At 61.6% G+C, this 26059-nt stretch carries 24 protein-coding genes; 11 read left to right on the top strand and 13 right to left on the bottom strand.

What is annotated here, in order from left to right:
• The first annotated feature begins 8 nt into the window (after window positions 1–8).
• Together QD336_RS16755 and QD336_RS16750 are read left to right on the top strand one after the other, a co-directional pair.
• Window positions 9–731, top strand: coding sequence for a heme-copper oxidase subunit III family protein (locus QD336_RS16755; RefSeq protein ID WP_269345036.1), 723 nt, complete (start codon window positions 9–11; stop codon window positions 729–731).
• Between the two features lie 14 nt (window positions 732–745).
• Window positions 746–1078 carry a cytochrome C oxidase subunit IV family protein gene (locus QD336_RS16750; protein ID WP_269345039.1) on the top strand — a complete coding sequence of 111 codons (333 nt, stop codon included), beginning with the start codon at window positions 746–748 and terminating at the stop codon, window positions 1076–1078.
• A gap of 10 nt (window positions 1079–1088) precedes the next feature.
• On the opposite strand, the gene QD336_RS16745 is transcribed toward QD336_RS16750, so the two are convergent.
• Window positions 1089–1967 carry a LysR substrate-binding domain-containing protein gene (locus QD336_RS16745; RefSeq protein ID WP_269345040.1) on the bottom strand — a complete coding sequence of 293 codons (879 nt, stop codon included), beginning with the start codon at window positions 1965–1967 and terminating at the stop codon, window positions 1089–1091.
• A 124-nt stretch (window positions 1968–2091) separates the two neighbouring features.
• On the opposite strand from QD336_RS16745, the gene QD336_RS16740 reads away from it, so the two are divergent.
• Window positions 2092–3339, top strand: coding sequence for an aromatic ring-hydroxylating oxygenase subunit alpha (locus QD336_RS16740; RefSeq protein ID WP_269345042.1), 1248 nt, complete (start codon window positions 2092–2094; stop codon window positions 3337–3339).
• 4 nt (window positions 3340–3343) lie between these two features.
• Window positions 3344–4411 (top strand): FAD-binding oxidoreductase, encoded by a 1068-nt coding sequence (locus QD336_RS16735; protein ID WP_269345044.1) that lies wholly within the window; start codon window positions 3344–3346, stop codon window positions 4409–4411.
• Window positions 4412–4456: 45 nt separating this feature from the next.
• Here the strand turns inward: QD336_RS16735 and QD336_RS16730 are convergent, their stop codons facing one another.
• The 11 genes from QD336_RS16730 to QD336_RS16680 all read right to left on the bottom strand — a co-directional run bounded on the left by QD336_RS16730 (window position 4457) and on the right by QD336_RS16680 (window position 15900).
• Entirely contained in the window at window positions 4457–5245 is a 789-nt protein-coding gene (locus QD336_RS16730; protein WP_269345045.1) for a pyrroline-5-carboxylate reductase family protein, read from the bottom strand.
• Between the two features lie 14 nt (window positions 5246–5259).
• A complete protein-coding gene (locus QD336_RS16725) occupies window positions 5260–6258 on the bottom strand; it encodes a 4-hydroxyproline epimerase (protein ID WP_269345047.1) in 999 nt (332 codons plus the stop codon).
• A gap of 13 nt (window positions 6259–6271) precedes the next feature.
• Window positions 6272–7135: an ABC transporter permease gene (locus tag QD336_RS16720; protein WP_269345049.1), complete on the bottom strand. Its 864-nt coding sequence runs from the start codon at window positions 7133–7135 to the stop codon at window positions 6272–6274.
• Window positions 7132–7980 carry an ABC transporter permease gene (locus QD336_RS16715; protein ID WP_269345051.1) on the bottom strand — a complete coding sequence of 283 codons (849 nt, stop codon included), beginning with the start codon at window positions 7978–7980 and terminating at the stop codon, window positions 7132–7134. Before QD336_RS16715 ends, QD336_RS16720 begins: the two co-directional genes overlap by 4 nt.
• A 13-nt stretch (window positions 7981–7993) precedes the next feature.
• A complete protein-coding gene (locus QD336_RS16710; protein WP_499171406.1) occupies window positions 7994–9073 on the bottom strand; it encodes a quaternary amine ABC transporter ATP-binding protein in 1080 nt (359 codons plus the stop codon).
• Between the two features lie 98 nt (window positions 9074–9171).
• Window positions 9172–10023 (bottom strand): glycine betaine ABC transporter substrate-binding protein, encoded by an 852-nt coding sequence (locus QD336_RS16705; protein WP_269345055.1) that lies wholly within the window; start codon window positions 10021–10023, stop codon window positions 9172–9174.
• 77 nt (window positions 10024–10100) lie between these two features.
• On the bottom strand, window positions 10101–11447 hold the full coding sequence (locus QD336_RS16700; protein WP_269345057.1) for an NAD(P)/FAD-dependent oxidoreductase: 1347 nt from the start codon (window positions 11445–11447) through the stop codon (window positions 10101–10103).
• Window positions 11444–12961, bottom strand: a complete 1518-nt coding sequence (locus QD336_RS16695) for an aldehyde dehydrogenase (protein WP_269345059.1) — start codon at window positions 12959–12961, stop codon at window positions 11444–11446. The genes QD336_RS16700 and QD336_RS16695 overlap by 4 nt, the downstream gene beginning before the upstream one ends.
• Window positions 12954–13865, bottom strand: coding sequence for a dihydrodipicolinate synthase family protein (locus QD336_RS16690; RefSeq protein WP_269345061.1), 912 nt, complete (start codon window positions 13863–13865; stop codon window positions 12954–12956). The genes QD336_RS16695 and QD336_RS16690 overlap by 8 nt, the downstream gene beginning before the upstream one ends.
• Entirely contained in the window at window positions 13862–14572 is a 711-nt protein-coding gene (locus tag QD336_RS16685; protein WP_269345063.1) for a GntR family transcriptional regulator, read from the bottom strand. Before QD336_RS16685 ends, QD336_RS16690 begins: the two co-directional genes overlap by 4 nt.
• A gap of 281 nt (window positions 14573–14853) precedes the next feature.
• Window positions 14854–15900: a GlxA family transcriptional regulator gene (locus QD336_RS16680; protein ID WP_269345064.1), complete on the bottom strand. Its 1047-nt coding sequence runs from the start codon at window positions 15898–15900 to the stop codon at window positions 14854–14856.
• An 85-nt stretch (window positions 15901–15985) separates the two neighbouring features.
• On the opposite strand from QD336_RS16680, the gene QD336_RS16675 reads away from it, so the two are divergent.
• The 7 genes from QD336_RS16675 to purU are packed head-to-tail and all read left to right on the top strand — an operon-like array spanning window position 15986 to window position 24715.
• A complete protein-coding gene (locus tag QD336_RS16675) occupies window positions 15986–17239 on the top strand; it encodes a sarcosine oxidase subunit beta family protein (protein ID WP_269345065.1) in 1254 nt (417 codons plus the stop codon).
• Window positions 17240–17251: 12 nt separating this feature from the next.
• Window positions 17252–17572, top strand: a complete 321-nt coding sequence (locus QD336_RS16670) for a sarcosine oxidase subunit delta (RefSeq protein ID WP_269345066.1) — start codon at window positions 17252–17254, stop codon at window positions 17570–17572.
• Window positions 17569–20559, top strand: a complete 2991-nt coding sequence (locus QD336_RS16665) for a sarcosine oxidase subunit alpha (protein ID WP_499171405.1) — start codon at window positions 17569–17571, stop codon at window positions 20557–20559. The genes QD336_RS16670 and QD336_RS16665 overlap by 4 nt, the downstream gene beginning before the upstream one ends.
• Window positions 20560–20572: 13 nt before the next feature.
• Complete coding sequence (soxG, locus tag QD336_RS16660) at window positions 20573–21127, top strand: sarcosine oxidase subunit gamma family protein (protein ID WP_499171404.1); 555 nt, start codon at window positions 20573–20575, stop codon at window positions 21125–21127.
• Window positions 21128–21145: 18 nt separating this feature from the next.
• Window positions 21146–22414 carry a serine hydroxymethyltransferase gene (gene glyA / locus QD336_RS16655; protein WP_269345069.1) on the top strand — a complete coding sequence of 423 codons (1269 nt, stop codon included), beginning with the start codon at window positions 21146–21148 and terminating at the stop codon, window positions 22412–22414.
• Entirely contained in the window at window positions 22415–23809 is a 1395-nt protein-coding gene (locus tag QD336_RS16650) for an L-serine ammonia-lyase (RefSeq protein ID WP_499171403.1), read from the top strand.
• Window positions 23810–23830: 21 nt separating this feature from the next.
• Window positions 23831–24715 carry a formyltetrahydrofolate deformylase gene (purU, locus tag QD336_RS16645; protein WP_269345072.1) on the top strand — a complete coding sequence of 295 codons (885 nt, stop codon included), beginning with the start codon at window positions 23831–23833 and terminating at the stop codon, window positions 24713–24715.
• A 25-nt stretch (window positions 24716–24740) separates the two neighbouring features.
• Here the strand turns inward: purU and QD336_RS16640 are convergent, their stop codons facing one another.
• Window positions 24741–25967 carry an MFS transporter gene (locus QD336_RS16640; protein WP_269345074.1) on the bottom strand — a complete coding sequence of 409 codons (1227 nt, stop codon included), beginning with the start codon at window positions 25965–25967 and terminating at the stop codon, window positions 24741–24743.
• Window positions 25968–26059 lie beyond the last annotated feature (92 nt).

The raw sequence follows: 26059 nt of genomic DNA, 5'->3' as shown, positions 1-26059 counted from the left end.
TGTCGATCATGACCGTGTCCGTGGAAAGACCAGCAAGTGATCCGCATCTGCGGCCGACGGGACTGCGCGGCATCGCCGCCGATCTGTCATCGGACCAGCGGGCGTTCAAGAACGTCTCCTGGGGCAAGGCGATGATGTGGATATTCATCCTCAGTGACATCTTCATCTTCGGTTGTTTTCTCCTGGCCTATATGTCGGCGCGCATGTCGACCACCATCGCCTGGCCCAATCCGAGCGAGGTTTTCGCCCTGACGATCGGCGGCGTGGAAATTCCGCTGATCCTGATCGCCATCATGACCTTCGTCCTCATCAGCAGCAGCGGCACGATGGCCATGGCCGTCAACTTCGGATACCGCCGCGATCGCCGCAAGACCGCCGCACTGATGGTGTTGACGGCGGCGCTCGGCGCGACATTCGTCGGAATGCAGGCCTTCGAATGGACGAAACTGATCAAGGAAGGCGTGCGTCCCTGGGAAAACCCCTGGGGGGCTGCGCAATTCGGCTCGTCCTTCTTCATGATCACGGGCTTTCACGGCACCCATGTCTCGATTGGCGTGCTGTTTCTCCTCATCATCGCGCGCAAGGTGTGGCGGGGCGATTTCGATGAGGAAAGGCGGGGGTTTTTCACCAGCCGCAAGGGGCATTACGAGATCGTCGAGATCATGGGCCTTTATTGGCACTTCGTCGATCTGGTGTGGGTCTTCATCTTTGCATTCTTCTATCTGTGGTGAGTGAGGATGGCATCATGGCACAGGAACAGACACATTCGGGACAGCAGCATCCGATAAGGCTTTACATGGTGGTCTGGGGCCTGCTTTTCGTCCTCAGCGCCTTCTCCTACATGGTCGATTATCTCGGCATCCAGAGCTATCCAAGGTGGTCGCTGATCATCCTGTTCATGCTGCTGAAGGCGGGGCTCATCATTGCGATCTTCATGCATCTGGCCTGGGAACGGCTGGTCCTGATCTATGTGATCCTGCTTCCCCCGGTCCTCGTGCTCATCTTCACCGCCCTGATGGCCTCGGAATCCAGTTACACGGTCCTTAGCCGACTGACCTTCCTGGGCGCCGGCTCGTAAGCCCCTGAGTTTATGCGCTCTTGACCAGCCAGTCCGCGAACAGCCGGGCCTGTGCCGAGGCGCGTGGGTGAATTTTCAGATGAAACGCCACGGGTGAGGCGATGCTTTCGGGCACAAGCGGGATCAGCGAGCCGTCCTGCATCAGGTTGCCGACCAATCCATCCCACCCCAGCACCGCGCCAATGTCGTCCTGCGCGCTCTGAAGCGCAATCGTGTAATTGTTGACATGGAAGCCCCGGCCTTTCGGAGCGGGGAGACCCAATGACTGGAACCAGTCGGACCAGCTTGTCCAGTTGGTTTCCTCGCTGCTCGAATGGATCAGGGGAGCCCTGAGCAAGTCTTTTATCGAGGAAATGCCGTGTTCCGCCATGAAGCGCGGGGTTCCGAGTGCGACGATCCTGTCCTGAAAAAGCTTGCGATATTCGCAATGATCGTCTTCCGGATTGCCATAGTGAATGCTGAGATCGCAGCGGTTCGCCTGCGCCGGAACATCGCTGACGATTTGGGCGATGGTGACTGCGGGATGAAATTTCCAGAAAGCGGATATTTTCGGCGTGAGCCAGAGCGAACTGACCGCCGTGGTCGCCCGAATGGTCACATCGACCGCCTCGGGACGATCCCTTATCTCGCCGATAACATCCGAGATCGCCTCAAAACCGCGCTGAAGCGCAACAAACAGGAAAGCGCCTTTTTCGGTCAGCTCCACGCCCTTGCTGCGGCGGATGAACAGCGGGCAGCCCAGATCGCTTTCGAGCGCCTTTATCTGATGGCTGATCGCCGCCGGCGTCACGTTCATCTCGCCTGCGGCCTGCTTGAAGCTCAGATGCCGCGCCGCCGCCTCGAAGCACACGAGGGCGGTTATCGAGGATAAGTCGTAAGGCCTCGGCATGAAGGGGTCTCCACATTATGAGTTTACTTAAACTAAATCAGCATGAAAATAATTGCTATTGTCAAAAACAGCGGTGAGGGGGATTTTTGCGGTCAGAACAAGGATAAACCGGGAACCTACCGCCATGAACGCACATATTTCCGCACAGGAACTGCTGGCACGCCGCAAGCCAGGCCATGCTCTGGAACAGCCCTTCTATACGTCGCAGTCGATCTACGATCTCGATCTCGAACATCTCTTCTACAAGGAGTGGCTGTTTGCCATTCCCGCCTGCCAGCTGGTGAAAACCGGCAGTTACGTCACGATGCGCGTCGGCGCCTACAACATCATCATCGTGAAAGCCCGCGATGGCGAAATCCGTGCCTTTCACAATTCCTGTCGTCATCGCGGCTCCATCGTCTGCAAGGCGCGTGAGGGGCAGGTGGCGAAACTGGTCTGTCCCTACCATCAATGGACCTATGAGCTGGACGGCAAACTTCTCTGGGCAAACGACATGGGCCCGGACTTCGACGCATCGTCCCACGGCTTGAAGCCGGTTAGCCTGCGTAACCTCGACGGGCTGATCTACATCTGTCTGTCCGACACGCCGCCGGCCTTCGAGCCCTTCGCCGAGTTGGCGCGCCCCTATCTGGCGGTCCATGATCTTTCCAACGCCAAGGTCGCTTACACCTCGACCATCGTCGAGAAAGGCAACTGGAAGCTCGTCTGGGAAAACAACCGCGAATGTTACCATTGCAGCAGCAACCATCCGGCGCTCTGCCGCTCCTTCCCGCTCGATCCGGAAGTGGCGGGCGTTTCGGCGGACGGTTCCATCTCGGCGCGGCTTCAGGCCCATTTCGACCGCTGCGAAGCCGCCGGCGCTCCGGCACAATTCCTCCTGGCCGGCGACGGCCAATATCGTCTGGCGCGGATGCCGCTCCAGGAAGGTGCGCTGAGCTACACCATGGATGGCAAGGCCGGCGTGGATAAGAAACTCGGCCGGGTCGCCGTGCCGGACGCCGGCTCGCTGCTGGTCTTCCACTATCCCTCGACCTGGAACCATTTCCTGCCCGACCATTCGCTGACCTTCCGCGTGGCGCCCATCAGCCCCACGGAAACCGAGGTCACCACCACCTGGCTCGTTCACAAGGACGCGGTCGAAGGCGTCGATTACGATCTGAAACGGCTGACGGAAGTCTGGATCGCCACGAATGACGAAGACCGCGAGATCGTCGAAACCAATCAGGAGGGAATTTTCTCCCCCGCCTACCGCCCCGGCCCCTATTCGCCGGCGCAGGAAAGCGGCGTCATCCAGTTCATCGACTGGTATGCCGGCTGGCTGGAACGCTCGCTGACGACATCTGAGATGGCGGCCCAGATAGCGGCGGAGTGAGGCGATGAACACCATCACAAGGCCCAGACTCGCCTTCTGGTCGGACACGGAAGAGCTGGAATGCGTCTCCTGTCTGCCGGAAGCGACGAACGTCATGACGTTCGGTTTCCAGTCTCCTTCCGGCGCTCTTTTCAGCTTCGATCCCGGCCAGTTCCTCACGCTGGAACTGCCGGTGCCGGGTGGAAACGTCTACCGCACCTATACGATCTCGTCCTCGCCGTCGCGGCCGACCTGCCTTACCGTCACCGTCAAGGCGCAGGCGGATTCCATCGGCACACGGTGGATGTTCAACAATCTGCGCCCGGGCGTTCGGCTGCGCGCCACGGGGCCGGCGGGCCGGTTCTCGATCATGCAGCATCCGGCGGAGAAATATCTGTTCATCTCGGCCGGATCGGGCATTACGCCGATGATGTCGATGACCACCCATCTTTACGATTCCGGCCGCGAATCGGATATTGTTTTCGTCAATTGTGCCCGGCGTCCTTCCGAGATCATCTTCCGGGAACGGCTCGAGCATATGGCCTCGCGCGTCAACGGCATCGATCTGAAATGGGTCGTCGAACAGACCGATCCTTTCAGGCCCTGGACGGGTTATCGCGGTTTCTTCAACCAGATCATGTTGGGCCTGATGGCGCAGGACTATCTGGAACGCGAGGTGTTCTGCTGCGGGCCTGAACCCTTCATGCGGGCGGTGCGCGAGGCTCTGGCCAGCCTCGGTTACGATATGGGCCGCTACCATCAGGAAAGCTTTCAGGCGGCCCCGCAGCAGGCCGAAGCGGTTCCGGCCGATGTCGTTCCAGATGAGGATAAAACGGCGGAGATCGAATTCAGCCTGTCGGACATTTCCACCCGTTGCGCCGAGACCGACACGATCCTCGCCGCCGCGCGGGCGGCAGGTCTGATGATCCCTTCGGGCTGCACCATGGGCCTGTGCGGCACCTGCAAGATCCGCAAGCTCGAAGGGCAGGTGCATATGGTGCATAATGGCGGCATTACCGACGAGGATATTGCCGACGATTATATTCTCGCCTGCTGTTCGAGGCCGATCGGCTCCGTGAAGCTTGAAATATAGGCGCAAAAGAGTGGCGTGCATTCGCAGGGGAAGCACGCCGCCCGATCATTGCACTGAAAGCGCCTTCGCTTTTCTGAAAGCCGCATCCAATCCCGCCTCGACCACGTTGGCGAAGCCCGCGCGGCGCATTGCGAGAATGCCGGCGGCCGTTGTTCCCTTGTAGTCGACAAATGACGTCACGGTTTCGTCGGGAGAAACGCCGTCCCGTTCCTGGAGCCGTCCCGCGCCGATGATGACCTGCTGTGCGGCGCGGCGAGCCACCGCCGGCGGTATGCCACGCGCGATCGCATCGTTCATCATCGCCTCCGCCAGCAATGCCGGGAATGCGGCTCCAGATCCGGACATGGCGGTGAAATAGTCGATATCCGTCTCGCGGTTGACGAGATCCACCTCGCCGCAACTGCGAAACAGCGTGCCGACAGTCTCTGCGTCACTGGTTTCGGACGACGCAACGAAGAAGGGCGTATAGGCAAAACCGACTTCCGCCGCCGCGTTCGGCAAAGCGCGCGCGACACGCGCGGAGCCGGTTCTTTCCCTGATATTGTCGACCGTCACGCCGGCCATTACCGAGACCACCAGCTTGTCGGTGAGGTCGATCTCGACCGCGCTCCAATCCTGCGGCCGAACCGAAAGGATGACGATGTCGGAATTCTCCGCCAGCTCGCAATTGTCCTGTGTCCAGCGGCAAGCCAGAGGCTCCGCCGGTTTGCTGCGCCGGTAGGAGCAGATCAGCCGCTCGGCGGATAGGGTGCCGGAGCGGACGAGTGCTTTTGCCATCGCCGTTCCCAGCCATCCAGCGCCTCCGACGATGCCGATGCGACCGATATCCACCATGATCGAAACACTCCTCAACCGATCTGAAATCCATGCGCCAGCGGGTCGCGATCATCCACGAATATGGTGTTGTGTCCAATGATCCGCGCCCAGCCGGAGACGCTCGGCATTATGGCTCTGAAGCTGCCGACTGCCGTCTCTTCCTCGATCCTGCCTTCGAAGATCGTGCCGATCAGGCTTTCCTGACGAAATCTTTCCCCGGCTTGCAGGCGGCCCTTGCCATGGAGTTGCGCCATGCGGGCCGAGGTGCCGGTGCCGCCGGGCGAGCGGTCGATGGCCTTTTCGCCGTAAAACACCGCGCCGCGCCCGTCCGCCTCGGCTGAAACCGGTTTGTCGCACCAGATGGCATGGTGCACGCCACTTATTCTCTCGTCCTCGGGATGCACCGGATTGCAGATTTGCGAAAGCGCGTCGCGCAGCTTGCGGCTGAGATCGACGATATCGCTGGCCGACATGCCATCGAGACCGGGCCAGGCGGCTTGCGGCTCGACCACCGCATAATAATTGCCGCCATAGGCGACATCGACCGTGAGCCTGCCGAGACCGGGAATTTCCACCTCCACATCGGCGGCATGAAGATAGCTGGCCACGTTGAACATGCGGACGGATTCGACGAAGTCTGCGGGCTTTTCGTATTGAATATCGACCTTTCCAGCGGGCGTCTCAATTGACAGCCTTCCCGGCACCTTAGGAATCACTAGGCCCTCCTCGATTGCCGCCGTCACAAGCCCGATTGTGCCGGCGCCGCACATGGGCAGGCATCCGCTGACCTCGATGAAGATCACCGCGAAATCGCAGTCCTGCCGATAGGCCGGATAGATGATCGCACCCGACATCACATCGTGGCCGCGCGGCTCGAACATCAGCGCCTGCCGTACCCAGTCGTGGTCGCGAACGAATATGTCGCGGCGCTCGGCGATCGGAAGATGCGGCAGCAGCGGCCCCCCGCCGGCGACGAGACGAACGGGATTCCCGCAGGTGTGGGAATCGATGCAGAAGAAGCTGTGGCGCATGGCTCTCTTTTCCTCAGTGCGCGCCGTTTCCTCCGGCCGATACCCTGCGGCCCTGTAGCGCGCTTCTGGACAGTCGGTCGAGGAAAATGGCGATGGCGACGATGGCAAGTCCGGCTCTCAGGCCCGGACCCATTTCCATGCGCGTCAAGCCGCGCGTGACTTCGGCGCCGAGCCCGCCGGCCCCGACAAGCCCGGCCAGCACGACCATGGCCAGGGACAGCAGAATGCACTGGTTGAGGCCGACCAGAAGCGTGGGCGTGGCGGATGGGATTTCGATCTTGAACAGGATGGATCGGGGCGAGGCGCCTGTTGCCTGTCCAAGTTCCAGAAGATCCTTCGGCACCTGGTTGAAGGCAAGCGTCGTGAGGCGCAGCATCGGCGGAACGCCATAGACGATCGTAGCGATGATCGCCGGGACACGGCCGAGGCTGAAGATCATCACGGCCGGGATCAGATAGACCCATGGCGGTACGGTCTGCATGATGTCGAGCACCGGGCGAATGAAGGTTTCGAACCTCTTGTAGCGCGACGCCAGAATGCCGAGCGGGAAGGCGACCGACACCGAAATGGCGACGGCCACGGTCACCAGAGAGAGCGTCTGCATCGATTCCGTCCACAAGCCGGCGAAGAAGCAGAAGGAGAGCGCAAGCACCGTTACGATCGCGGCCTTGAGGTTGATGGCGAAGAAGGCGAGCAAGGTCGCGACCGCAATCAGGGCAAAGGCGGGCGGATAAAGCAGCACGGCTTCGATCGCGCCGAGAACGCTCTCGATGAGGTTGGTCACGGCTGCGAAAAACGGGTGGAAATTGGTGTTCAGCCAGTCCACGGCGGGGGCGAGATAGGTGCCCGGAGAAAATCGGAGGAGATCGAAGTTCATCTTGCACCTGCCTTGACGCGGCTGGCCGCGCTTTGCGTGAGCCTGTCCAGCACCATGGTCAGAATGACGATGGCGATTGCAGCATTGATGGAGGTCGCGATATCCAGCGTGCGCACCGCCCCGTAGATCGTTTCGCCAAGCCCGCCGGAACCGACGATGCCGGCGATGACGACCATGCCGAAAGCCATCATCAGGCTCTGGTTGATGCCGGCCATGATGCTCGGAATGGCGAAGGGCAGGCGGATTTTCGTGAACATCTGCCAGGAGGTGAGACCGCTCGCGTGGCCGAGTTCGATGAATTCCCGCGGCGTCATGCGGATGCCGAGCGAGGTCAGCCGGATGGCGGGCGGCATGGCGACGATGAAGGTAGCGATGAGTGCCGTCGCCGGCCCATAGCCCAGAAGCGCGATTGCGGGCAGGAGATAGATATAGGGCGGCATGGTCTGGATCAGGTCGAGCACGGGTTCTAGTACCCGGTCGAGCGATTTGGCGAAGCCGGCAAGGATGCCGAGCGGAATGCCGACCAGCAAAGCGAGGATCGTCGCCGTGGCCACCAAGGCAAGCGTGCTCATGGTTTCGGTCCACAGCCCCATGGCGGCGCAGAACATCAGCGCGACGCCGGCAAGAATACCGGCCGCGAGGTTGATCAACCGCCAGCCGAGCAGGGCCGCGATGAGGGCGATGACGACGGGCGGGGCAAGCTGGAGCAGCCCGAGGATTCCGTCATAGCTGCCTTCAAGCAGCCTGCTGACGAAATCGAACAGCCCCTGACCGTTATCGCCGATCCAGCCGAGTGCATCCTCCGTGAAGCTATCGAAACGGTCCGTGATGATCGAGGTGTCCATTTTGAGCCTCCACCTATGCCGCCGCGAATTGTTCGTCGGGCGCGCCGGCCACGCCGCGTAAAAGGTCGCGGGCGGTGACGATGCCGATGACGGTGTCTTTCTCGAAGACGGCGACGGCGTCGTGGTCGGACCGCATCGTCAGATCGATCAGCCCGCCGATATCGGTCTCCGGCGAGGCGCGGAGCAGCGTGCCGATATCACACTGGGGCTGCGAGGCTGCGAATTCGGCGACCGGCTGCATGACCGAATGGGCCTTCACCAGGTGAATCCGGGAGATGCCCGCCACGAAATCAGCGACATAATCGTCAGCAGGTTTGGTGACGATATCCTCGGCGGTGCCGACCTGCACGATGACGCCGTCCTTCATGATGGCGATGCGGTCGCCGATACGGATGGCTTCTTCGAGGTCATGGGTGATGAAGACGGCGGATTTGCCGAGCGATTTCGTCAGCTGCCGGAACTCGTCCTGCAATTGACGGCGGATGAGGGGATCGAGTGCGCTGAACGGCTCGTCCATAAGAATGATCTCGGGATCGGCCGCGAGCGCACGGGCAAGGCCGACGCGCTGCTGCATGCCACCGGACAATTCCGAGGGATAACGGGAGGTCCAGTCGGCCAGCCCTACTTTTTCAAGGGCTTCGCGCGCCACGCGATTGCGTTCGTCTTTCGCGACACCGCGTACCTCAAGGCTGAAACCGGCATTTTCGAGCACCGTCCGGTAGGGCAGCAGCGCCACGCTTTGAAAAACCATGGCGATGTTGCGGGCGCGCAATTCGCGCAATTCGGCGGCGTTCAGCCTGGCGATATCCTTGCCCTTCACCGTGATCTTGCCGACACTCGGTTCGATGAGGCGGTTGAGGAGCCGGATCAGGGTCGATTTGCCGCTGCCGGAAAGCCCCATGATGCAGAAGATTTCGCCGCGGCGAACCTGAAGGCTGGCGTCGGAGACGCCGACGACACAGTCGAAATCCTCCAGTATCTGCTTCTTTGACAATCCGCGCTCGGAGACGGCCTTGACGGCGGCCTGGGCCCGTGCGCCAAAAATTTTCCAGACGTTCTGGCAATCAACCAACACTTCGTTGGGTTCGTTCATCACAGCATTCATCGCGTTCCCCACGGGCCTGCTCGGGGCCGGCCTTCAACTTTTGGAAATCCGCGTGCGGGCCGGCTTTGCGGCCCGCACGTTCAGGGTCATTCGCTCTTGATGTTTTCCCAGCGCTTCAGAAGGTCGGCGTGGCTGTCGGTCCAGTCCTTGACCGCCTGATCCATCGTCTTGCCATCATTGACCGCAGCATTGATGGCGGTGATATCGGCAAGCGGCACATAAACGCTGGCGACCACTTCACGCGCATGCGGATATTTCTCGGAAAAGCCCTTCTGGCCGATCCAGTAATAGCCCTGCGGCGGCGGGAATACGGCCTTCGGATCCTTGAGGAACTTGACGTCGTAGCGCTGCATCATCCAGGAGGGTTCCCAGATCGTGACGGCGATCCATTCCTTGCGGTCGATTGCCGACTTGAGCGCCGCGGTCATTGCCGCCGTGCTGCCTTCGACGAGCTGCAGCTTCAGGCCGTAATCCTTCACGGCGTTGCTGGTGTCGCGCATCAGGCCGGAACCGGGTTCGATACCCACGATCTTGCCGCCGAACTTCTCGGCGTTGTCATTCAATTGGTCGAGGGAATCAACGGTGACATATTTCGGCACGGCGACGCCCTGGAAGAGGCCGTGCGACACGGGCGAAATTTTCTCGAGACGCCGCTTGTTCTTGTCCCAGTAATCCTGTGCGACATAATCGATCTGCGAGGCGAGCAGTTGAATATCGCCCTTGGTCAGCGCGGCATAGGCGATGCCCCATTCCGAGAACGGTACGACCTTGACGGTATAACCGGAATCCTCAAGCACTTTCTTGGTAATGCCGGTGATGGGTGTGAGATCCTCCCAGGACATCGTACCCATGGTAATGGTCTTTTCTTCCGCATGAGCGGAGAACGCCGTCATGCCGACCATCGCGACCGCGCAAAGCGCTTTCCATAAAGTCTTCATACTATTTCTCCTAGTTTTTGTTCCCATTCTTATCGAAGACCCGACACCGGCCCGGTCCTCCTATTGCGCGGGAGGGTTCATCCCTCGCGGCCTGCACGCAATTCCTGCAATCGGATCACCGAATTGATGCCGAGCCACGCAAACGGTTCCGGTGGCAGCCGGGTGGGCGCGGGATGATCCATGTATTCCTCAAGGTGCCGGGAGGCGTTGCCGGTCGCCAGTTCCGCCGCCATCATGCCGGCAAGCGTGCTTTTCACGGTGCCGAGCCCGTTCTCGCAGCAGGCGGAAAACAGCCCTTCCTCAATTTCGCCGAAGGCAGGCACGTGGTTGCGGCTGAGACAAAGCCTGCCGGCCCAACTATGTTCGAAACCGATATTGGTAAGGCCGGGAAAGCGGGCGTCGAGCGAGCGCCGATGCGCCTGCGCCATCTTCGCAAGCCACCGCTCGCTGATGCCGACCGTCGTCTCGTAGGTGTATTTCGTGCGGATCGCGATGCGTGACTGGCCGCCCGAGGTAATCTTGCGCACGGTCGCGCCCATCGCGTCGGCAGGCAGCAGCGCCCATCTGTCCTCGCCCGAGACACGGTGGCCGAAATCATCCGCCGCAAAGGGCGCGGTTATCGAGGCATAGGCGAAAATATGCATCAGCCGTCCGCCGAAATGGCCGAAATCGTCGATATGGCCGTTTACGCCGAGAATGACCTTTGGAGCGCTGACGCTGCCCTTTGGTGTCGTCGCCGTCCAGATGTGGTTTTCGTGTCCGAGCGCCGTGACCGGCGAATTTTCGAACAGGTCCACCTTCGGCGACAGGCCTGAGGCCAGTTCGCGAATATAGTCCGCCGGCTGGATCAGCACGGCTCCCGGCGTATAAAGCCCGCCGAGATAGTAGTCCGATCCGGTCAGTGCGCGCATTTCGGCGGCGTCGAGGAAACGGTGTTTTTCGCCGGTGTTTTTCAGCGACAGGCCGAAACTCTGGTTGAGTTTCAGCCCCCGGGCGGTGGCGGCGGCATTGATCTTTCCGGCCGGATCGAATGTCTGGCGCGACATTCCGTATTCCGCCGCTGCTTCGGTGGCGAATTTTATCGCCGACCGGTTCTGTTCCATCTCGAGTTTGGTGGCATCGGCCGCGCCGCTCGAATATTCACCGGAGGCGAGGTTATGCGGGACGTCGATCATGAAGCCGGAATTGCGGCCCGAGGTTCCTTTGCCCACCTCGCTCGCATCGAGCACGACGATCCTGTCGCCGGGACGAAGCTGCGTGAGGCGGCGGGCAGCGGAAAGACCCGCAAAACCCGCGCCGATGACCAGCCAGTCCGCCGTTACGTTGCCTTCCAGGCTGCGGACCGGGAAGGAACGTTTGCTGATCGCCTCCCAGCCCGAGATGCCGTTTTCGACCGGCAAACGTTTGACGGACCGGGTCGTCATCTGACCGTCTCGTCCACCGAACGATCCGATATGTCGATCCAGATCGTCTTGAGTTCGCAATAATTGTCATGCGCGAAAATCGACTTGTCGCGCCCGCCGAAACCGGATTCCTTGTAACCGCCGAAGGGCGTGGTGGCGTCACCCTCGCCGAAGCAGTTGACCGTCACGATGCCGGCGCGGATTTCGCGCGACAGCCGGATCGCCTTGCGCAGGCTTGCGGTATAGACGGAGGCGGCGAGGCCGTAATTGGTGTCATTCGCGAGACTGACTGCCTCGGCCAGCGTGTTGAAACTCGTCACCGACAGGATGGGCCCGAAGATTTCCTCCTGGAAGAGACGGCTCGCCGGCGTCACCTTGTCGACCACCGTGGGCTCGATGAAGATGCCCTTCTCGGTCTTGCCGCCGTGAACGATGGCAAGCTTTTCGGTCTTCACATCCTCGAGGAAGGAATGGACCTTGTCAAAATGGGCCTTGCTGACCAGCGCGCCGACGCGGTTTTCCGGGTCGAGCGGGTCGCCCATCTTCCATTCGCGCATATAGGCGCCGATCCGCTGAAGCAGTTCGTTCTTGATCTTCGCATCGACGATCAGCCGCGAGGAGGCCGAGCAATTCTCGCCCATGTTCCAGAAGGCGCCGTTGACAACCTGCTCGGCAACGAGATCGAGGTCTTCGGCGTCATCCAGCACCACCGCCGGGTTCTTGCCGCCGCATTCAAGCACGATGCGCTTGAGGTTGGAGTCGGCGGCGTAACGCAGGAACCGCCGTCCGGTCGGCGTCGAGCCGGTGAAGGCCACCATGTCGACATCCATATGCAGGCCGATCGGCTCGCCGACCTCCTTGCCGCCGCCGGTGACGACGTTGAAGACGCCGGCCGGAATGCCGGCCTCATGGGCGAGTTCGGCAACGCGCAAGGTCGTGAGCGTCGTTTCCGCCGCCGGCTTGACGATGACCGAGCAGCCGGAGGCAAGTGCCGGGCCGATCTTCCAGGCGAGCATCAGCAGCGGGAAGTTCCAGGGCAGCACGCAGCCGACGACGCCGACGGGTTCACGCACGATCATGGCAAGCGCATTGCCGCTGACCGGGGCCGCATTGTCGTAAAGCTTGTCGATCAGTTCGGCGTGCCAGCGAATGGTATGAATCGTATCGGGAATATCGACTGTCTGGCATTCGCGGACCGGCTTGCCGCTGTCGAGGCTTTCCATGACGGCTAGTTCGTGCCGGTTGGTTTCCAGAAGTTTTGCGAAGTCGAGCAGGATCGCCTTGCGGTCGGCCGGCGCAAGATTGCGCCAGCGGCCGTCGTCAAAAGCCTCCCGCGCCTTGGCGACGGCGAAATCCACGTCGCTTGCGTCACAGGCGGCGATTTCGGCGAGCGTCTCGCCGGTGGCGGGGTTGGTCGAGGTGAATGTCTTGCCCGATTTCGCCGGCACGAAAGCGCCGTCGATGAAGGCATTGGCGGGCAGTTGCAGATTGGCGGCGATCGCGCGGTATTCGGCGGCGGTCAAAGGTTCATGCATGATTGGCTCCCGACGTGATCTGGGCGACCGTGCGCTTCAAGGTGGCGACGACAGTCTGGAGGGTGCGTTTTTCCTCGGAATTGAGCGGACGCAGCGGAGCGCGGACGGGACCGGCCTTCAGGCCGATAATCTCGCAGCCGTGCTTGATGGACTGCACGAATTTTCCGCATTCGAGGAAATCCATCAGCGGCAGCATCGCGGTCATGATCGCGCGGCCCTTGTCGAAATTCTTTTCGAGAACACAGGCTTCGTAGAGCGCCACATGTTCGCGCGGCAGGAAATTCGAACCCGCGCAGACCCAGCTTCTTGCGCCCCAGGCGAAGAATTCCAGCGCCTGATCGTCCCAGCCGCAGGAAAGCGCAATGTGCGGAAACTTGCGGGCGAGCAGATGCAGATTGCCCATGTCGCCGGAGCTTTCCTTGATGGCGACGACGTTCTTGGATTTGCCGACGCGGGAGAAATAGTCCTCCCCCATCACCACGCCCATGCGCGCGGGATAATTGTAGAGCATGATCGGCAGGTTGGCGGCGCGGTCGACGGCAAGGGCATGGACCGCATTTTCGCGCTCCGTCGGCAGCGCATAGGGCGGCGAGGAGACGAGAATGGCGTCCGCCCCGATCTCCTTCGCGGCCTTGGCATAGTCGATGGAATCCTCGGTGCGCGTGGCGCCCGTGCCGACGATCAGCGGCAGGCGCGTGCCAATGACCTGCTTTGCGTAAGCGGCGAGATCGAAGCGCTCCTGCGCTGTCTGCGCGTAATATTCGCCCGTGGAACCGCCGACGATAATGCCGTGGACGCGGGCTTCGATCAGCTGTTCCAGAACGGCTGCGAAACCGTCACGGTCGATCTGCCCATCGGGCCCGAGCGGCGTGATTGCCGGAGTGTATATGCCTTCGAACTTCAAGACGATTTCTCCATCGCTGCGACGGGCACCTCGACGAGGGCATCCGCCTTCATTCCCTGCGGTGCGATGAACATTTCCATGTTCTCGCGCGACAATTCCCAATGTTCGAAGACCAGATCGACGACGGCGTCCTCGTCATGCTTTTCAATCGCGGCGATGAAGCCGTCATGGTGCTCGACGGCGAGCTTCAGGCGCTCGCGCATGTCGTCATTGCGTGGCCGGTAGAAGGTGTGGCCGATGCGGGCGTGATCGATCAGCAGCCGGCCGAGGCTCGCCTGCAGGTAGACATTTCCGGACATGTCGCCGATCAGTGCGTGGAAATGGTTGTTTTCCACCACCATGGCCGGCGCATCGCCCGTCAGGCTTGCCGTGCGGAACCGCTCCTGTGTGTCCCGCAATTCGCCAAGCTGTTTCGGCCGGAAATTCTGCACGGCGAGGCGGCCGATCGCGGCATAGATCATCGGCGCGACCAGAAAGAAGTGCCGCAGCGTCTGGTGATTCATCGGAATGACGCGGGCGCCGCGATTGGCGCGGATATCGATATAACCTTCGCCCTCGAGCCGGCGGAAAATTTCCCGGACAGGCGTGCGCGAAAGACCATAGCGCAGGCCGAGGCTCACTTCGTCCAGATCCTGGTCGGGGTCGAGTTCCATCGTCAGAATCTGATGCTTGATATCTTCGTACAAGCCGTTCTTGCCGTTTTTCATCCAAACCTCCTGCCCAACCGGTGTGAGCTCATTCCATTTCTGTCGACGGTGAAAAACTGACACGGGTCGCAGGGCGAGTCAATGAAATTGTATAATTTCGTTATACATTGCTTATAAGGAAATAATTCAATGTGATGATTTCATACGTTCGCGAATGAGCAATGGTTTGAAAACGCTTATCTTTATGGATTCTGGCTATTCGCGTGCGGCTGGCGAAATCCGCCTCGTTTCAGCAACGGGCAGGGTGCGGAAGCTGAGCAGTACCGATGATCGGGGGATGTTCAGGATTGCGGAAGCAGTACGCCGACGGCGAATTCCTCGTCGGTTGTCGTGTGTCCGGCCTGCGTCTTGCGATATTCGCTGGGGGTAAAGCCGCGCTCGGTCCGCAGGGTGCGGGAGAGGTGCGGGGCGTCGCAAAAGCCGGTGGCAAGCGCGATCTGGGTGATCGGGTCATGCGTCGTGCGCAGAAGTGACAGGGCGCGGTCCAGCCGGAGCTCGAGATAGACCTTGGACGGTGTCGCCTTCAGGTCGTTGAGGAAGCGCCGTTCGAGGCTGCGGCGGCCAAGGCCGAGGTCGTGGGCCAGTTCCAGCACCGTTCTCGGCACCTCGATATTCTGCTGCATCCGCAGGATCGCCTTCTTGACCAGGGGATCATTGGCCTTGCGAGCGCTCTGCTGGCCCGGCTGGGGCTTTTCGCCGCTCAGCGCGCTGTCGATCATCATGATGTTGAGACTTTTGATGGCGGCGGACTGGCCGACATGGCGCTCGACGAGAAAGGCGGCCAGATGCGCGGCGCCGTGGCCGCCGGAACAGGTCAACCGGTCGCGGTCGATGACGAAGATCTGGTCGGAGACCATTTGCACCGTGTCGAACCGGTCGAGAAAATCCTGACGGTGGAACCAGCTCACGCAACAGCGATAGCCGTCGAGCAGGCCCGCTTCGTGCAGGATGAAGACGCCGGTGCAGAGCCCGACAATCGGAACTCCCGCCGCCGCGCGATCCTTCAGGAAGCGCAGTGCCTCCGGCGGCAGGGCGCTGTGGTCGCTGATCAAGCCGCCGACAACGACGATATAGTCGTAGTGCCCGGCATCCATCAGCCGCGTATCCGGCTGCACCTTCACGCCGCAGCTGGACTGCACGCTGCCGAGCGTTGCCGAGAGCACCGACCATTCGCACAGGATCGGCCGGGAGCGGTCGGCCTCGTCGGCGGCAAGACGCAGCACATCGACGAAATTCGCGAAGGCCGACAGCGTGAAGCGATCGGCCAGCAGGAAGGCGACGCTGAGGCGTTTTCTGGTTCGATGTGAGGTCATGGCGCAAATATTCATGCAAACAGACGCGATTGTCCAGCCGGGGTGTAACAAATGCTCCTAGCTTTTATGACACGAGATTTTCCAACCATCGGGTCCCGCTATGACGCGTTTTAATGCCTTCAATCTTTTGCGGAATGCCCTGACCGGCCACAAGAACTGGGACGAGCAATGGCCCGACAGCCAGCCGAAAGCCGAATATGACGTGGTCATCGTCGGCGCCGGCGGCCATGGTCTGGGTGCCGCCTATTATCTGGCCAGCCAGCACGGCATCACCAATGTCGCCGTCATCGACAAGGGCTGGCTCGGCGGCGGCAACACCGGCCGCAACACGACGATCATCCGTTCCAACTATCTCTATGACGAGAGCGCCCATCTTTACGATCACGCGGTCGATCTGTGGGAGAACCTGAGCCAGGAACTGAACTACAACGTCATGTATTCCCGGCGCGGCGTGCTGATGCTGGCCCATAATGTGCACGACGTTCAGAGCTTCAAGCGCCATATCCATTCCAACCGCTTGAACGGCGTCGACAATCGCTGGCTCACCCCGGAAGAATGCAAGGAATATTGCCCGCCCCTGAACCTTTCGCCGAATGCCCGTTACCCTGTCATGGGCGGCGCATTGCAGGAGCGTGCGGGTACGGCACGCCACGATGCGGTTGCCTGGGGTTATGCACGTGGTGCCGCTGCCCGTGGCGTCGATATCATCCAGAACTGCCCGGTCACCGCCATTCGCCGTAACGCCGATGGCTCCGTTGCCGGCGTGGAAACGGCGCGCGGCTTCATCAAGGCGAAGAAGGTCGCGGTCTCGGCCGCTGGCCACACATCGGTCGTCATGGATACGGCCGGCGTCCGCCTGCCGCTCGAAAGTTATCCGTTGCAGGCGCTGGTGTCGGAGCCGATCAAGCCGATCTTCCCCTGCGTGGTCATGTCCAATGCGGTCCACGCCTATATCAGCCAGTCCGACAAGGGCGAACTGGTCATCGGTTCGGGCACGGACCAGTACACTTCCTATTCGCAGCGCGGCGGCCTGCCGCTCATCGAACATACGATTGCGGCCATCGTCGAAATCTTCCCGATCTTCAACCGCATGCGCATGCTGCGTAAATGGGGCGGTATCGTTGATGTCACGCCGGATCGCTCGGCCATTCTCGGGAAGACACCGGTCGACGGGCTCTACGTCAATTGCGGCTGGGGCACGGGTGGCTTCAAGGCCACGCCGGGCGCTGCCCACACCTTCGCCTGGACCATCGCCAAAAACGAACCGCACCCGATCAACGCGCCGTTCACGCTGGAACGCTTCCGCTCCGGCCGCCTGATCGACGAGGCCGCCGCCGCAGCCGTGGCGCATTGAGGAGCTGACCCCATGCTTTTGATCCGCTGCCCCTATTGCAACGAAACGCTGCCCGAAGCCGAATTCACCTATGCCGGGCAGGCCCATATCGTGCGCGCCGCCGACCCTTCGTCGCAGACCGACGAACAATGGGAGGAATTCCTGTTCATCCGCGAAAACGTTAAAGGTCCGCATTTCGAGCGCTGGCGGCACATGCATGGTTGCGGCCGCTTCTTCAACGCCGTGCGCGACACGGTGAGCGACCGTTTTCTCACGACCTATCGCGCGGGTGAGCCGCGCCCTGAACTGTCTTCCCTGACACACGCACCAGCAAGCTCCGAGGTGTCGAAATGAACTCCTATCGCGTTTCCGGCCGTGGCCGGGTGGATGCTGCCCGTTCCGTGAGCTTCACCTTCGACGGCAAGACCTATCGCGGCGTCAAGGGTGACACCGTTGCTTCCGCGCTTCTTGCCAATGGCGTGCATCTGATGGGCCGCTCGTTCAAGTACCACCGCCCGCGCGGCCCGGTGGCGGCGGGTTCCGAGGAGCCGAATGCGCTGATCGGCACCCGCCGTGGCGCCGGCCGGTTCGAGCCGAATACCCGCGCCACGGTGCAGGAAATCTGGAACGGGCTGGAAACCACCTCGCAGAACAAATATCCGAGCCTGAAATTCGATATCGGCGCTGTCAACGACATGGCCTATATGCTGTTTTCGGCCGGCTTCTACTACAAGACCTTCATGTGGCCGAAGAGCTTCTGGAACAAGGTCTATGAGCCCTTCATCCGCGCGGCCGCGGGTCTCGGCGTTTCTCCCAAGGAGGAAGACCCGGACACCTATGCTTCGCGTAACCTGCATTGCGATGTGCTGATCGTCGGCGCCGGTCCTGCGGGTCTCGCAGCCGCGCGTGCGGCGGCGGTCGATGGTCTGAAGGTCGTGCTGGTCGATGAAAATGCAGAAGCCGGCGGCACGCTGCTGTCGGAACCGCAGGCGAAGATTGATGGCAAGCCCGCCTGGACCTGGCTGGTGGATGAATTGAAGGCCCTGAAGGATCAGGGCGTCAAGGTAATGACCCGCACGACGGCGATTGCCTATTACCACCAGAACATGATCGGCCTTTGCGAAAAGCTGACCGACCATCTTGAAACCGTACCGAAGGATACGCCGCGCGAACGCCTGTGGCGGGTTCGGGCACGTCAGGTGGTGCTGGCGCAGGGCGCGCTGGAAAAGCCGCTGGTCTTCCACGGCAATGACCGGCCGGGCGTGATGCTCGCAGGAGCGGCCCAGACCTATCTCAACCGTTACGGCGTCAAGGTCGGCAACCGGCCGGTGGTGGTGACGAGCCATGACAGTGCCTGGTATGCCGCTTTCGATCTTCACGGTGCCGGCGCGCGCGTTCAGGCCATCGTCGATACCCGTGCCAGGGTGCGCGAGGAGCTGGTGAACGAGGCGCGTGCGCTCGGCATTCCGGTCAAGCTGTCGCATACGGTCACGGCGACGTCGGGGCGGCTGCGCGTCAAGTCTGTCCGCGTCAATCAGGTGAATGGTTCGACAGTCGCTGCGGGACGGGAGATCGCCTGCGACGCGGTGCTGATGTCGGGCGGCTGGACGCCGTCGCTGCATCTCTTCTCCCACACGCAGGGCAAGCTTGCCTGGGACGATGAGCGGACCACCTTCCTGCCTGCCATGACCAACGAGGACTGTGTGATTGCAGGCGCCGGGCGCGGGCTCTGGGGCATTGAGGCCGCGCTGAAGGACGGCGCGGAGCGGGGTCGTGAAGTCGTCGCCGCACTCGGCAAGGCTGCCAATGCTTCCAGCCATACGGTGGATCATGATCGCATCGGCACTGGTGTCTCGCATACGGAGCTGCCGAGCGACCGCGACGCCGGCAAGGCCAAGGCTTTCGTCGACTACCAGAATGATGTCACCGCCAAGGATTTGAGGCTCGCCGTGCGCGAGGGCATGCGCTCCATTGAGCACGTCAAGCGTTATACGACCAACGGCATGGCCACCGATCAGGGCAAGATGTCCAACATCAACGGCCTGAACATCGCGGCGGAAGCGCTCGGCAAGCGCCAGCCGCAGGTGGGGCTGACCACCTTCCGCCCGCCTTATACGCCGACGACCTTCGGCGCTTTTGCCGGTTATCACCGTGGCGCGCATTTCGAAGTGACGCGCAAGACCCAGATCGACGCGTGGGCCGAGGCTCATGGCGCGGTTTATGAGCCGGTCGGGCAATGGCGTCGTGCCTGGTATTTCCCGAAGCCGGGCGAAGACATGGATGCGGCGGTTGGCCGCGAATGCCGCGCGGTGCGCCAGAGTGTCGGCATTTTTGACGCCTCGACGCTCGGCAAGATCGAAGTGGTCGGTCCGGATGCGGTTGAGTTCATGAACCGCATGTATACCAATCCCTGGACAAAGCTGGCAGCCGGCCGCTGCCGTTATGGCCTGCTGCTTGGCGATGACGGCTTCATCCGTGATGACGGCGTCATCGGCCGCATGACCGAGGATCGTTTCCACGTCACCACCACGACAGGCGGCGCGGCTCGTGTGCTGAACATGATGGAGGATTACCTCCAGACCGAATGGCCCGATCTCAATGTGTGGCTGACCTCGACCACCGAACAATGGTCGACCATTGCGCTCAACGGTCCGAATGCGGCAAAGCTGCTCGCGCCACTTGTCGAAGGCGTCGAGCTGACGGAAGAGGCCTTCCCGCATATGTCCTGCGTGGAATGCACGGTCGCCGGCATGCCGGCGCGGCTGTTCCGCGTCAGCTTCACCGGTGAGATCGGCTTTGAGGTCAATGTGCCCGCGCCGCTCGGCCGCAAGCACTGGGAAATCCTGTGGGAAGCCGGCCAGCAATATGGCATCACGCCCTATGGCACCGAAACCATGCATGTGCTGCGTGCCGAAAAAGGCTACATCATCGTCGGTCAGGACACGGACGGCACGGTCACGCCCTATGATGCTGCGATGGGCTGGGCCGTGGGCAAGAACAAACCCGATTTTGTCGGCAAGCGCGGCCTTGCCCGCCCCGATCTCGTCGCCAAGGGCCGTCGCCACCTCGTCGGTCTTCTCACCGAAGACCGTTCGAAGCTGGAAGAGGGCGCACAGATCGTCTTCGATGCGAAACAGCCGATCCCGATGAAAATGGTGGGACATGTGACCTCCTCCTATCATTCGGATGCGGCCGGCCAGCCGATTGCGCTGGCGCTGGTGGAAGGCGGGCATGAGCGGATGGGCGAAACCGTCTATATTCCGATGCTGGACCGCACCATTGCCGCGAAAATCACCGGGATGGTCTTTGTCGATCCTGAAAACACCCGCCTGAAAATCTGACCCGGAGATGACAATGAACATGCGCGTTTCCTCCCCCGTTGCCGGCACGCTGGCCGAGAGCAAAGCAGCCCGGGTCACCATTCTGCCGACACAGGCGCGGCTGTCGCTGCGCACACGCGGCGATCTGGCGGCGCTCAACGCCGCCCTTGGTCTCACCTTGCCCGACCGCATCGGTGCCCGCGCCGCTTCCGGTGAAACCGAGGTGCTGCGGCTCGGTCCCGATGAGTGGACCATCCTTACTCCAGTTGGCGAGATCGACCGGCTGATCGCCGCCTGCGCGGGCGTTTATGCGAGCCATCCGCATAGCCTCGTCGATATTTCCGGACGCGAGGTGACACTTCTGATCGAAGGCCCGCAGGCCGCCGAACTGCTGACGCTTGGCTGCGCCCGCGACATCGACACCATTGCGGTGGGCGAGGGGCGCCGGACGATTTTTGACGGCGTCAGCGTCGTGCTCTGGCGCGATGCGGAAAACCGTTTCCGCATGGATATCTGGAACAGTTTCGTATCGCATCTTGGCCATCTGCTTGAAACCGGCTGCAAGGAACTTGCGGCGGACATCGCCTGATTCTCAGAGGAGAAAACAATGCTCAACCGTCTGTCACACAATACCGTCTCGGACACGGTGATCGCCGACGCCATCGCCGAGGAACTCGATCGCCAGAAGACGCAGATCGAGCTGATCGCCTCGGAAAACATCGTTTCCGCCGATGTTCTGGCGGCACAGGGCTCGGTGCTGACCAACAAATATGCCGAAGGCTATCCCGGCAAGCGCTATTACGGCGGCTGCGAATTCGTCGACAAGGTCGAACAGGTCGCCATCGACCGGCTGAAGCAGCTTTTCGGCGCGGAATTTGCCAATGTGCAGCCGCATTCCGGCGCGCAGGCCAATCAGGCAGTGTTTCTGGCGCTGCTGCAGCCGGGCGACCGGATCATGGGCATGTCGCTTGCCCATGGCGGCCATCTGACACACGGTTCGCCGGTCACGATGTCGGGCAAATGGTTCGACGTCGTTTCTTATGAGGTCGATGCCGATACGCACCTGATCGACATGAAAAAGGTGCGCGCACGGGCGCTGGAAACGAAGCCGAAGCTGATCGTCGCGGGCGCATCGGCCTATCCGCGCCAGATCGATTTTGCCGGTTTCCGTGAGATCGCCGATGAAGTCGGTGCCTATCTGATGGTTGACATGGCCCATTATGCCGGCCTGATTGCCGGCGGCAAATATCCGAACCCGGTGCCGCATGCCCATGTCGTCACCTCGACCACCCACAAGACGCTGCGCGGCCCACGCGGCGGCGTGATCCTCACCAACGATGCCGATCTCGCCAAGAAGCTGAACTCGGCCGTCTTCCCCGGCAACCAGGGCGGCCCGCTGATGCATGTCATCGCCGCGAAGGCCGTGGCTTTCGGCGAGGCGCTGCGCCCGGAATTTTCCGATTACGCCGGTCAGGTCATCGCCAATGCACAGGCACTGGCGAAAGTGCTGACGGAAGGTGGTCTCGGCATCGTCTCGGGCGGAACCGACAGCCATATGGTGCTGGTCGATCTGCGCCCGAAAGGCGTGACCGGCAAGATTGCCGAAATCGCCCTGGAACGGGCGGGTCTCACCTGCAACAAGAACGCCATTCCCAATGACCCGGAAAAGCCCTTCGTCACCTCGGGTATTCGGCTCGGCAGCTCGGCCGGCACCACGCGCGGTTTCGGCGTCGCCGAATTCGAGCAGATCGGCGCGCTGATCCTGCGCGTCATCGATGCGCTTTCGGTGAATGCCGAAGGCGACAGCGCCGTGGAGGCCGAGGTGCGGGCGCAGGTTGCCGCACTTTGCGACGCCTTCCCGATCTACGGTTCGTAAATGTTCCTGTCGGTCTTCGATATATTCAAGATCGGCATCGGCCCATCGTCCTCTCATACGATGGGGCCCATGGTCGCGGCCGCGCGGTTTCTTGACGATCTGCGCGGCGGCGACAAGATCCCGGGGGCGGGAGACCTGTTCGGTCTGCGGGCGAGCCTGCACGGTTCGCTCGCCTTCACCGGCAAGGGCCATGCGACGGATCGCGCCGTCATCCTCGGCCTGTGTGGTTTGAAGCCGGATACGCTCGATCCCGACCGCGTTGAAGAGATCGAGGCGGAGGTGCGCAGCACCGGTTTCGTCCGGCCCGAGGGGCTGCCGGCGCTACGGTTCGATCCCGACAAGGATCTGGTCTTCGATTATGGCCCGCCGCTTCCCGGCCATGCCAACGGGCTGATCCTCAGCGCCTGCGACCGCCAGGGGAACACCTATCACCGGGAGGTTTATTATTCGATCGGCGGCGGCTTCGTCGTCACCGAAACCGAGCTGCAAAGGTCGGCCGGGGGAGCGGGTGCCGGCAAGCAGCATCCGGTGCCTTATCCCTTCAGCACGGCGGCGGAAATGCTGCGCATGGGCCGCGCATCCGGCAAGACCATCGCCCAGATGAAGCGGGCGAATGAGGAGGTTGTTTACGGATCGGAACTGAATGCGCGGCTGGACCGTGTCTGGGAGATCATGGAAAGCTGCATCGAGCGCGGCTTGACGCAGGAGGGCATTTTGCCCGGCGGACTGAAGGTGAAACGCCGGGCCAAGGCGATCCACGCGCAATTGCAATCGGAACGCGGGCTCAATCTTACCCAGCCGCATCAGGCCAATGACTGGATGAGCGTCTACGCCATGGCGGTGAATGAAGAAAACGCCGCCGGTGGCCGCGTGGTCACCTCACCCACCAATGGCGCGGCGGGCGTGGTGCCGGCGGTGGCACGCTATTATCTCGACCATTGCGTTGGTGCACACCGGGAAGGCATTCGCGATCTTCTGCTTGTGGCGGCGGCAATCGGCGGTCTGATCAAGCACAATGCCTCGATCTCGGGGGCGGAAGTTGGCTGCCAGGGTGAAGTCGGTTCGGCGGCGGCCATGGCGGCGGCTGGGCTTTGCGCGGTTCTGGGCGGCAGCAACGCGCAGGTGGAAAATGCCGCCGAAATCGCGCTGGAGCATCATCTCGGCATGACCTGCGATCCGGCGGCGGGGCTGGTTCAGGTTCCCTGCATCGAACGCAACGCGCTCGGTGCGATCAAGGCCGTCTCTGCGGCCAGCCTTTCGCTGCGCGGCGACGGCACCCATTTCATGCCGCTCGACAATTGCATCACCGTGATGCGCGAGACCGGCCGCGACATGCATGTGAAATACAAGGAAACCTCGCAGGGCGGCATCGCCGTCAATCTGCCCGAGTGCTGATCCATCAAGGGGGAGCAGGATTTGACCACCTATATCATGAAAGTCGCGTGCCCGGCGCGTAGCGGCATCGTCGCCGCCGTATCCGGTTATCTTGCCCGGTCCGGCTGCAACATCAACGACAGTTCGCAATTCACAGACCAGGAGACGGGCCGCTTCTTCATGCGGTTGAGCTTCGTTTCCGAGCAGGGGGCGGGCCGTGATGCGCTGCGTGACGGGTTTGGTCCCGTCGCGGCCGATTTCGATATGGAATATGACATTCACGACCTTTCGCGAAAGACGAAGGTCGTGATCATGGTCTCGCGCTTCGGCCATTGCCTGAACGATCTGCTCTATCGCTCCCGCATCGGCGCGTTGCCGGTCGAGATCGTCGCGGTGATCTCCAATCACCTCGATTACCAGAAGCAGGTGGTGAATGAGGATATTCCCTTTCACCACATCCGCGTCACGCCGGAAACGAAGCCCGAGGCGGAAGCCGCGATCCTGCAGGTGGTGCAGGATAACGGGGCGGAACTCGTCGTGCTAGCGCGCTACATGCAGGTCCTGTCGGACCGTCTGTGTCAGGAAATGTCGGGCCGCATCATCAACATCCACCATTCCTTCCTGCCGTCTTTCAAGGGTGCAAATCCCTATAAGCAGGCCTATGAACGTGGCGTACGGCTGATCGGGGCGACCGCTCATTACGTCACCGCCGATCTCGATGAAGGGCCGATCATCGAGCAGGATACGATCCGCGTGACCCACGCCCAGAGCGCGATGGATTATGTGAGCCTGGGGCGGGACGTGGAAAGCCAGGTTCTGGCCCGCGCCATCCACGCCCATATTCACCACCGGGTCTTCCTGAACGGAAACAAGACGGTCGTCTTCCCCGCATCGCCCGGAGAGCATGTCTCCGAGCGCATGGGCTGACGTGACCGCCAGCGATTAACGGCTGTTATTCGGCGGGTTGCGCTGCGGCCGCCGTGTCGGCGCGCTCGCGGTCGCCGGAAAGGCTGCGCTGACCGAGACCGATGATGGCGACTGTCGAGAGGCTCGCGACGACCGACACCCAGAAGCCATTGTTGGGGCCGAAATTGTCGATCACCCAGCCGGAGACGAAGGCACCGAACGCCATGCCGATACCGATGCCGGTCATGACCCAGGTGACACCCTCCGTCAGCATCGATTCCGGCACGCGGCGCTCGATCAGGCCGAATGAGGTGATGAAGATCGGCGAGATGGCAATGCCGCTGAGGAAGACGGCAAAGGCGAGCAGGGCAACGCTGGTATTGGCGACGAGGAGCGGCAGCGTGGTGAGTGCAAGCACGCTGACGGCGATCAGCAGTTGGCGTTGCAACGGCATTTTCGGGTTGATCGCGCCGAGAATGAGGCCGACCACGAAGGAACCGACGGCATAAACGCCGATGACGAGGCTCGCGGTTTCCGGCTGACCGAGTTGTTTGGTGATTGCGACGGCGCTCACTTCGGCCGTGGCGAAAGTCGAGCCGACAAAGATCAGGGCGAGCGTGATGATCTGGACCGGGCGCAGGGAGATGGCCGAACGCTGCCGGTGTCCGCTTTCAACCGGCCGCACCTTCGGTTCGGTCGAACGTTGCAGCAGGAAGGCAAAGGTGCCGAGCGCCAGGAAGGCGGTGCTGATCATCATGCCGGCCTCCGGAAAGAGGGAAACCGCAAGGCCGACGGAAAGCGAGGCGCCGGCGATATAGACAAGTTCGTCGGCGGCGGATTCAAAGGCGAAAGCCGTGTTGAGTTCCGGCCGGTCGCGGAAGATTTCCGTCCAGCGTGCGCGCATCATGGCGGGAATGCTGGGCATGGCGGCGGCGAGGAAGGCCGAAAGGAAGAGCGTCCAGGCCGGCCACCTCTGATGTGTCGCGATAATCAGCGCCGCAAAGGCGATGACCGAGACGATGGTGGCAGGGATGAGGATGCGGCTCTGCCCCTTGCGATCCACCAGCCGGGAGATTTGCGGCGATGCCGCGGCGTTGGTCAAGGCGAAGGTGGCGGAGACGGCGCCGGCCAGCCAATATTCCCCATGGGTCTGTGACAGCATGGCGACGATGCCGATCGGGGCCATGGCGATGGGAAGGCGGGCGAAGAAGCCGGCGGCGGAAAAGCCTTTTGCACCTGGAGCGCGGAAAATTTCTCTGTATGGATTAGACATCGGGATGCACCTTGTTCAGAGGGTGTCCACCACATACATACGTGGCGTATGTGAATGAGATAATTGCATACGGAGCGTATGTCAACTAATAT

The sequence above is a fragment of the Rhizobium sp. BR 250 genome (assembly GCF_047445855.1).
Classification (GTDB): domain Bacteria; phylum Pseudomonadota; class Alphaproteobacteria; order Rhizobiales; family Rhizobiaceae; genus Agrobacterium; species Agrobacterium tumefaciens_I.
Note: the sequence above shows the minus strand (reverse complement) of the source record. Positions and strands in the feature narration are given on the sequence as shown.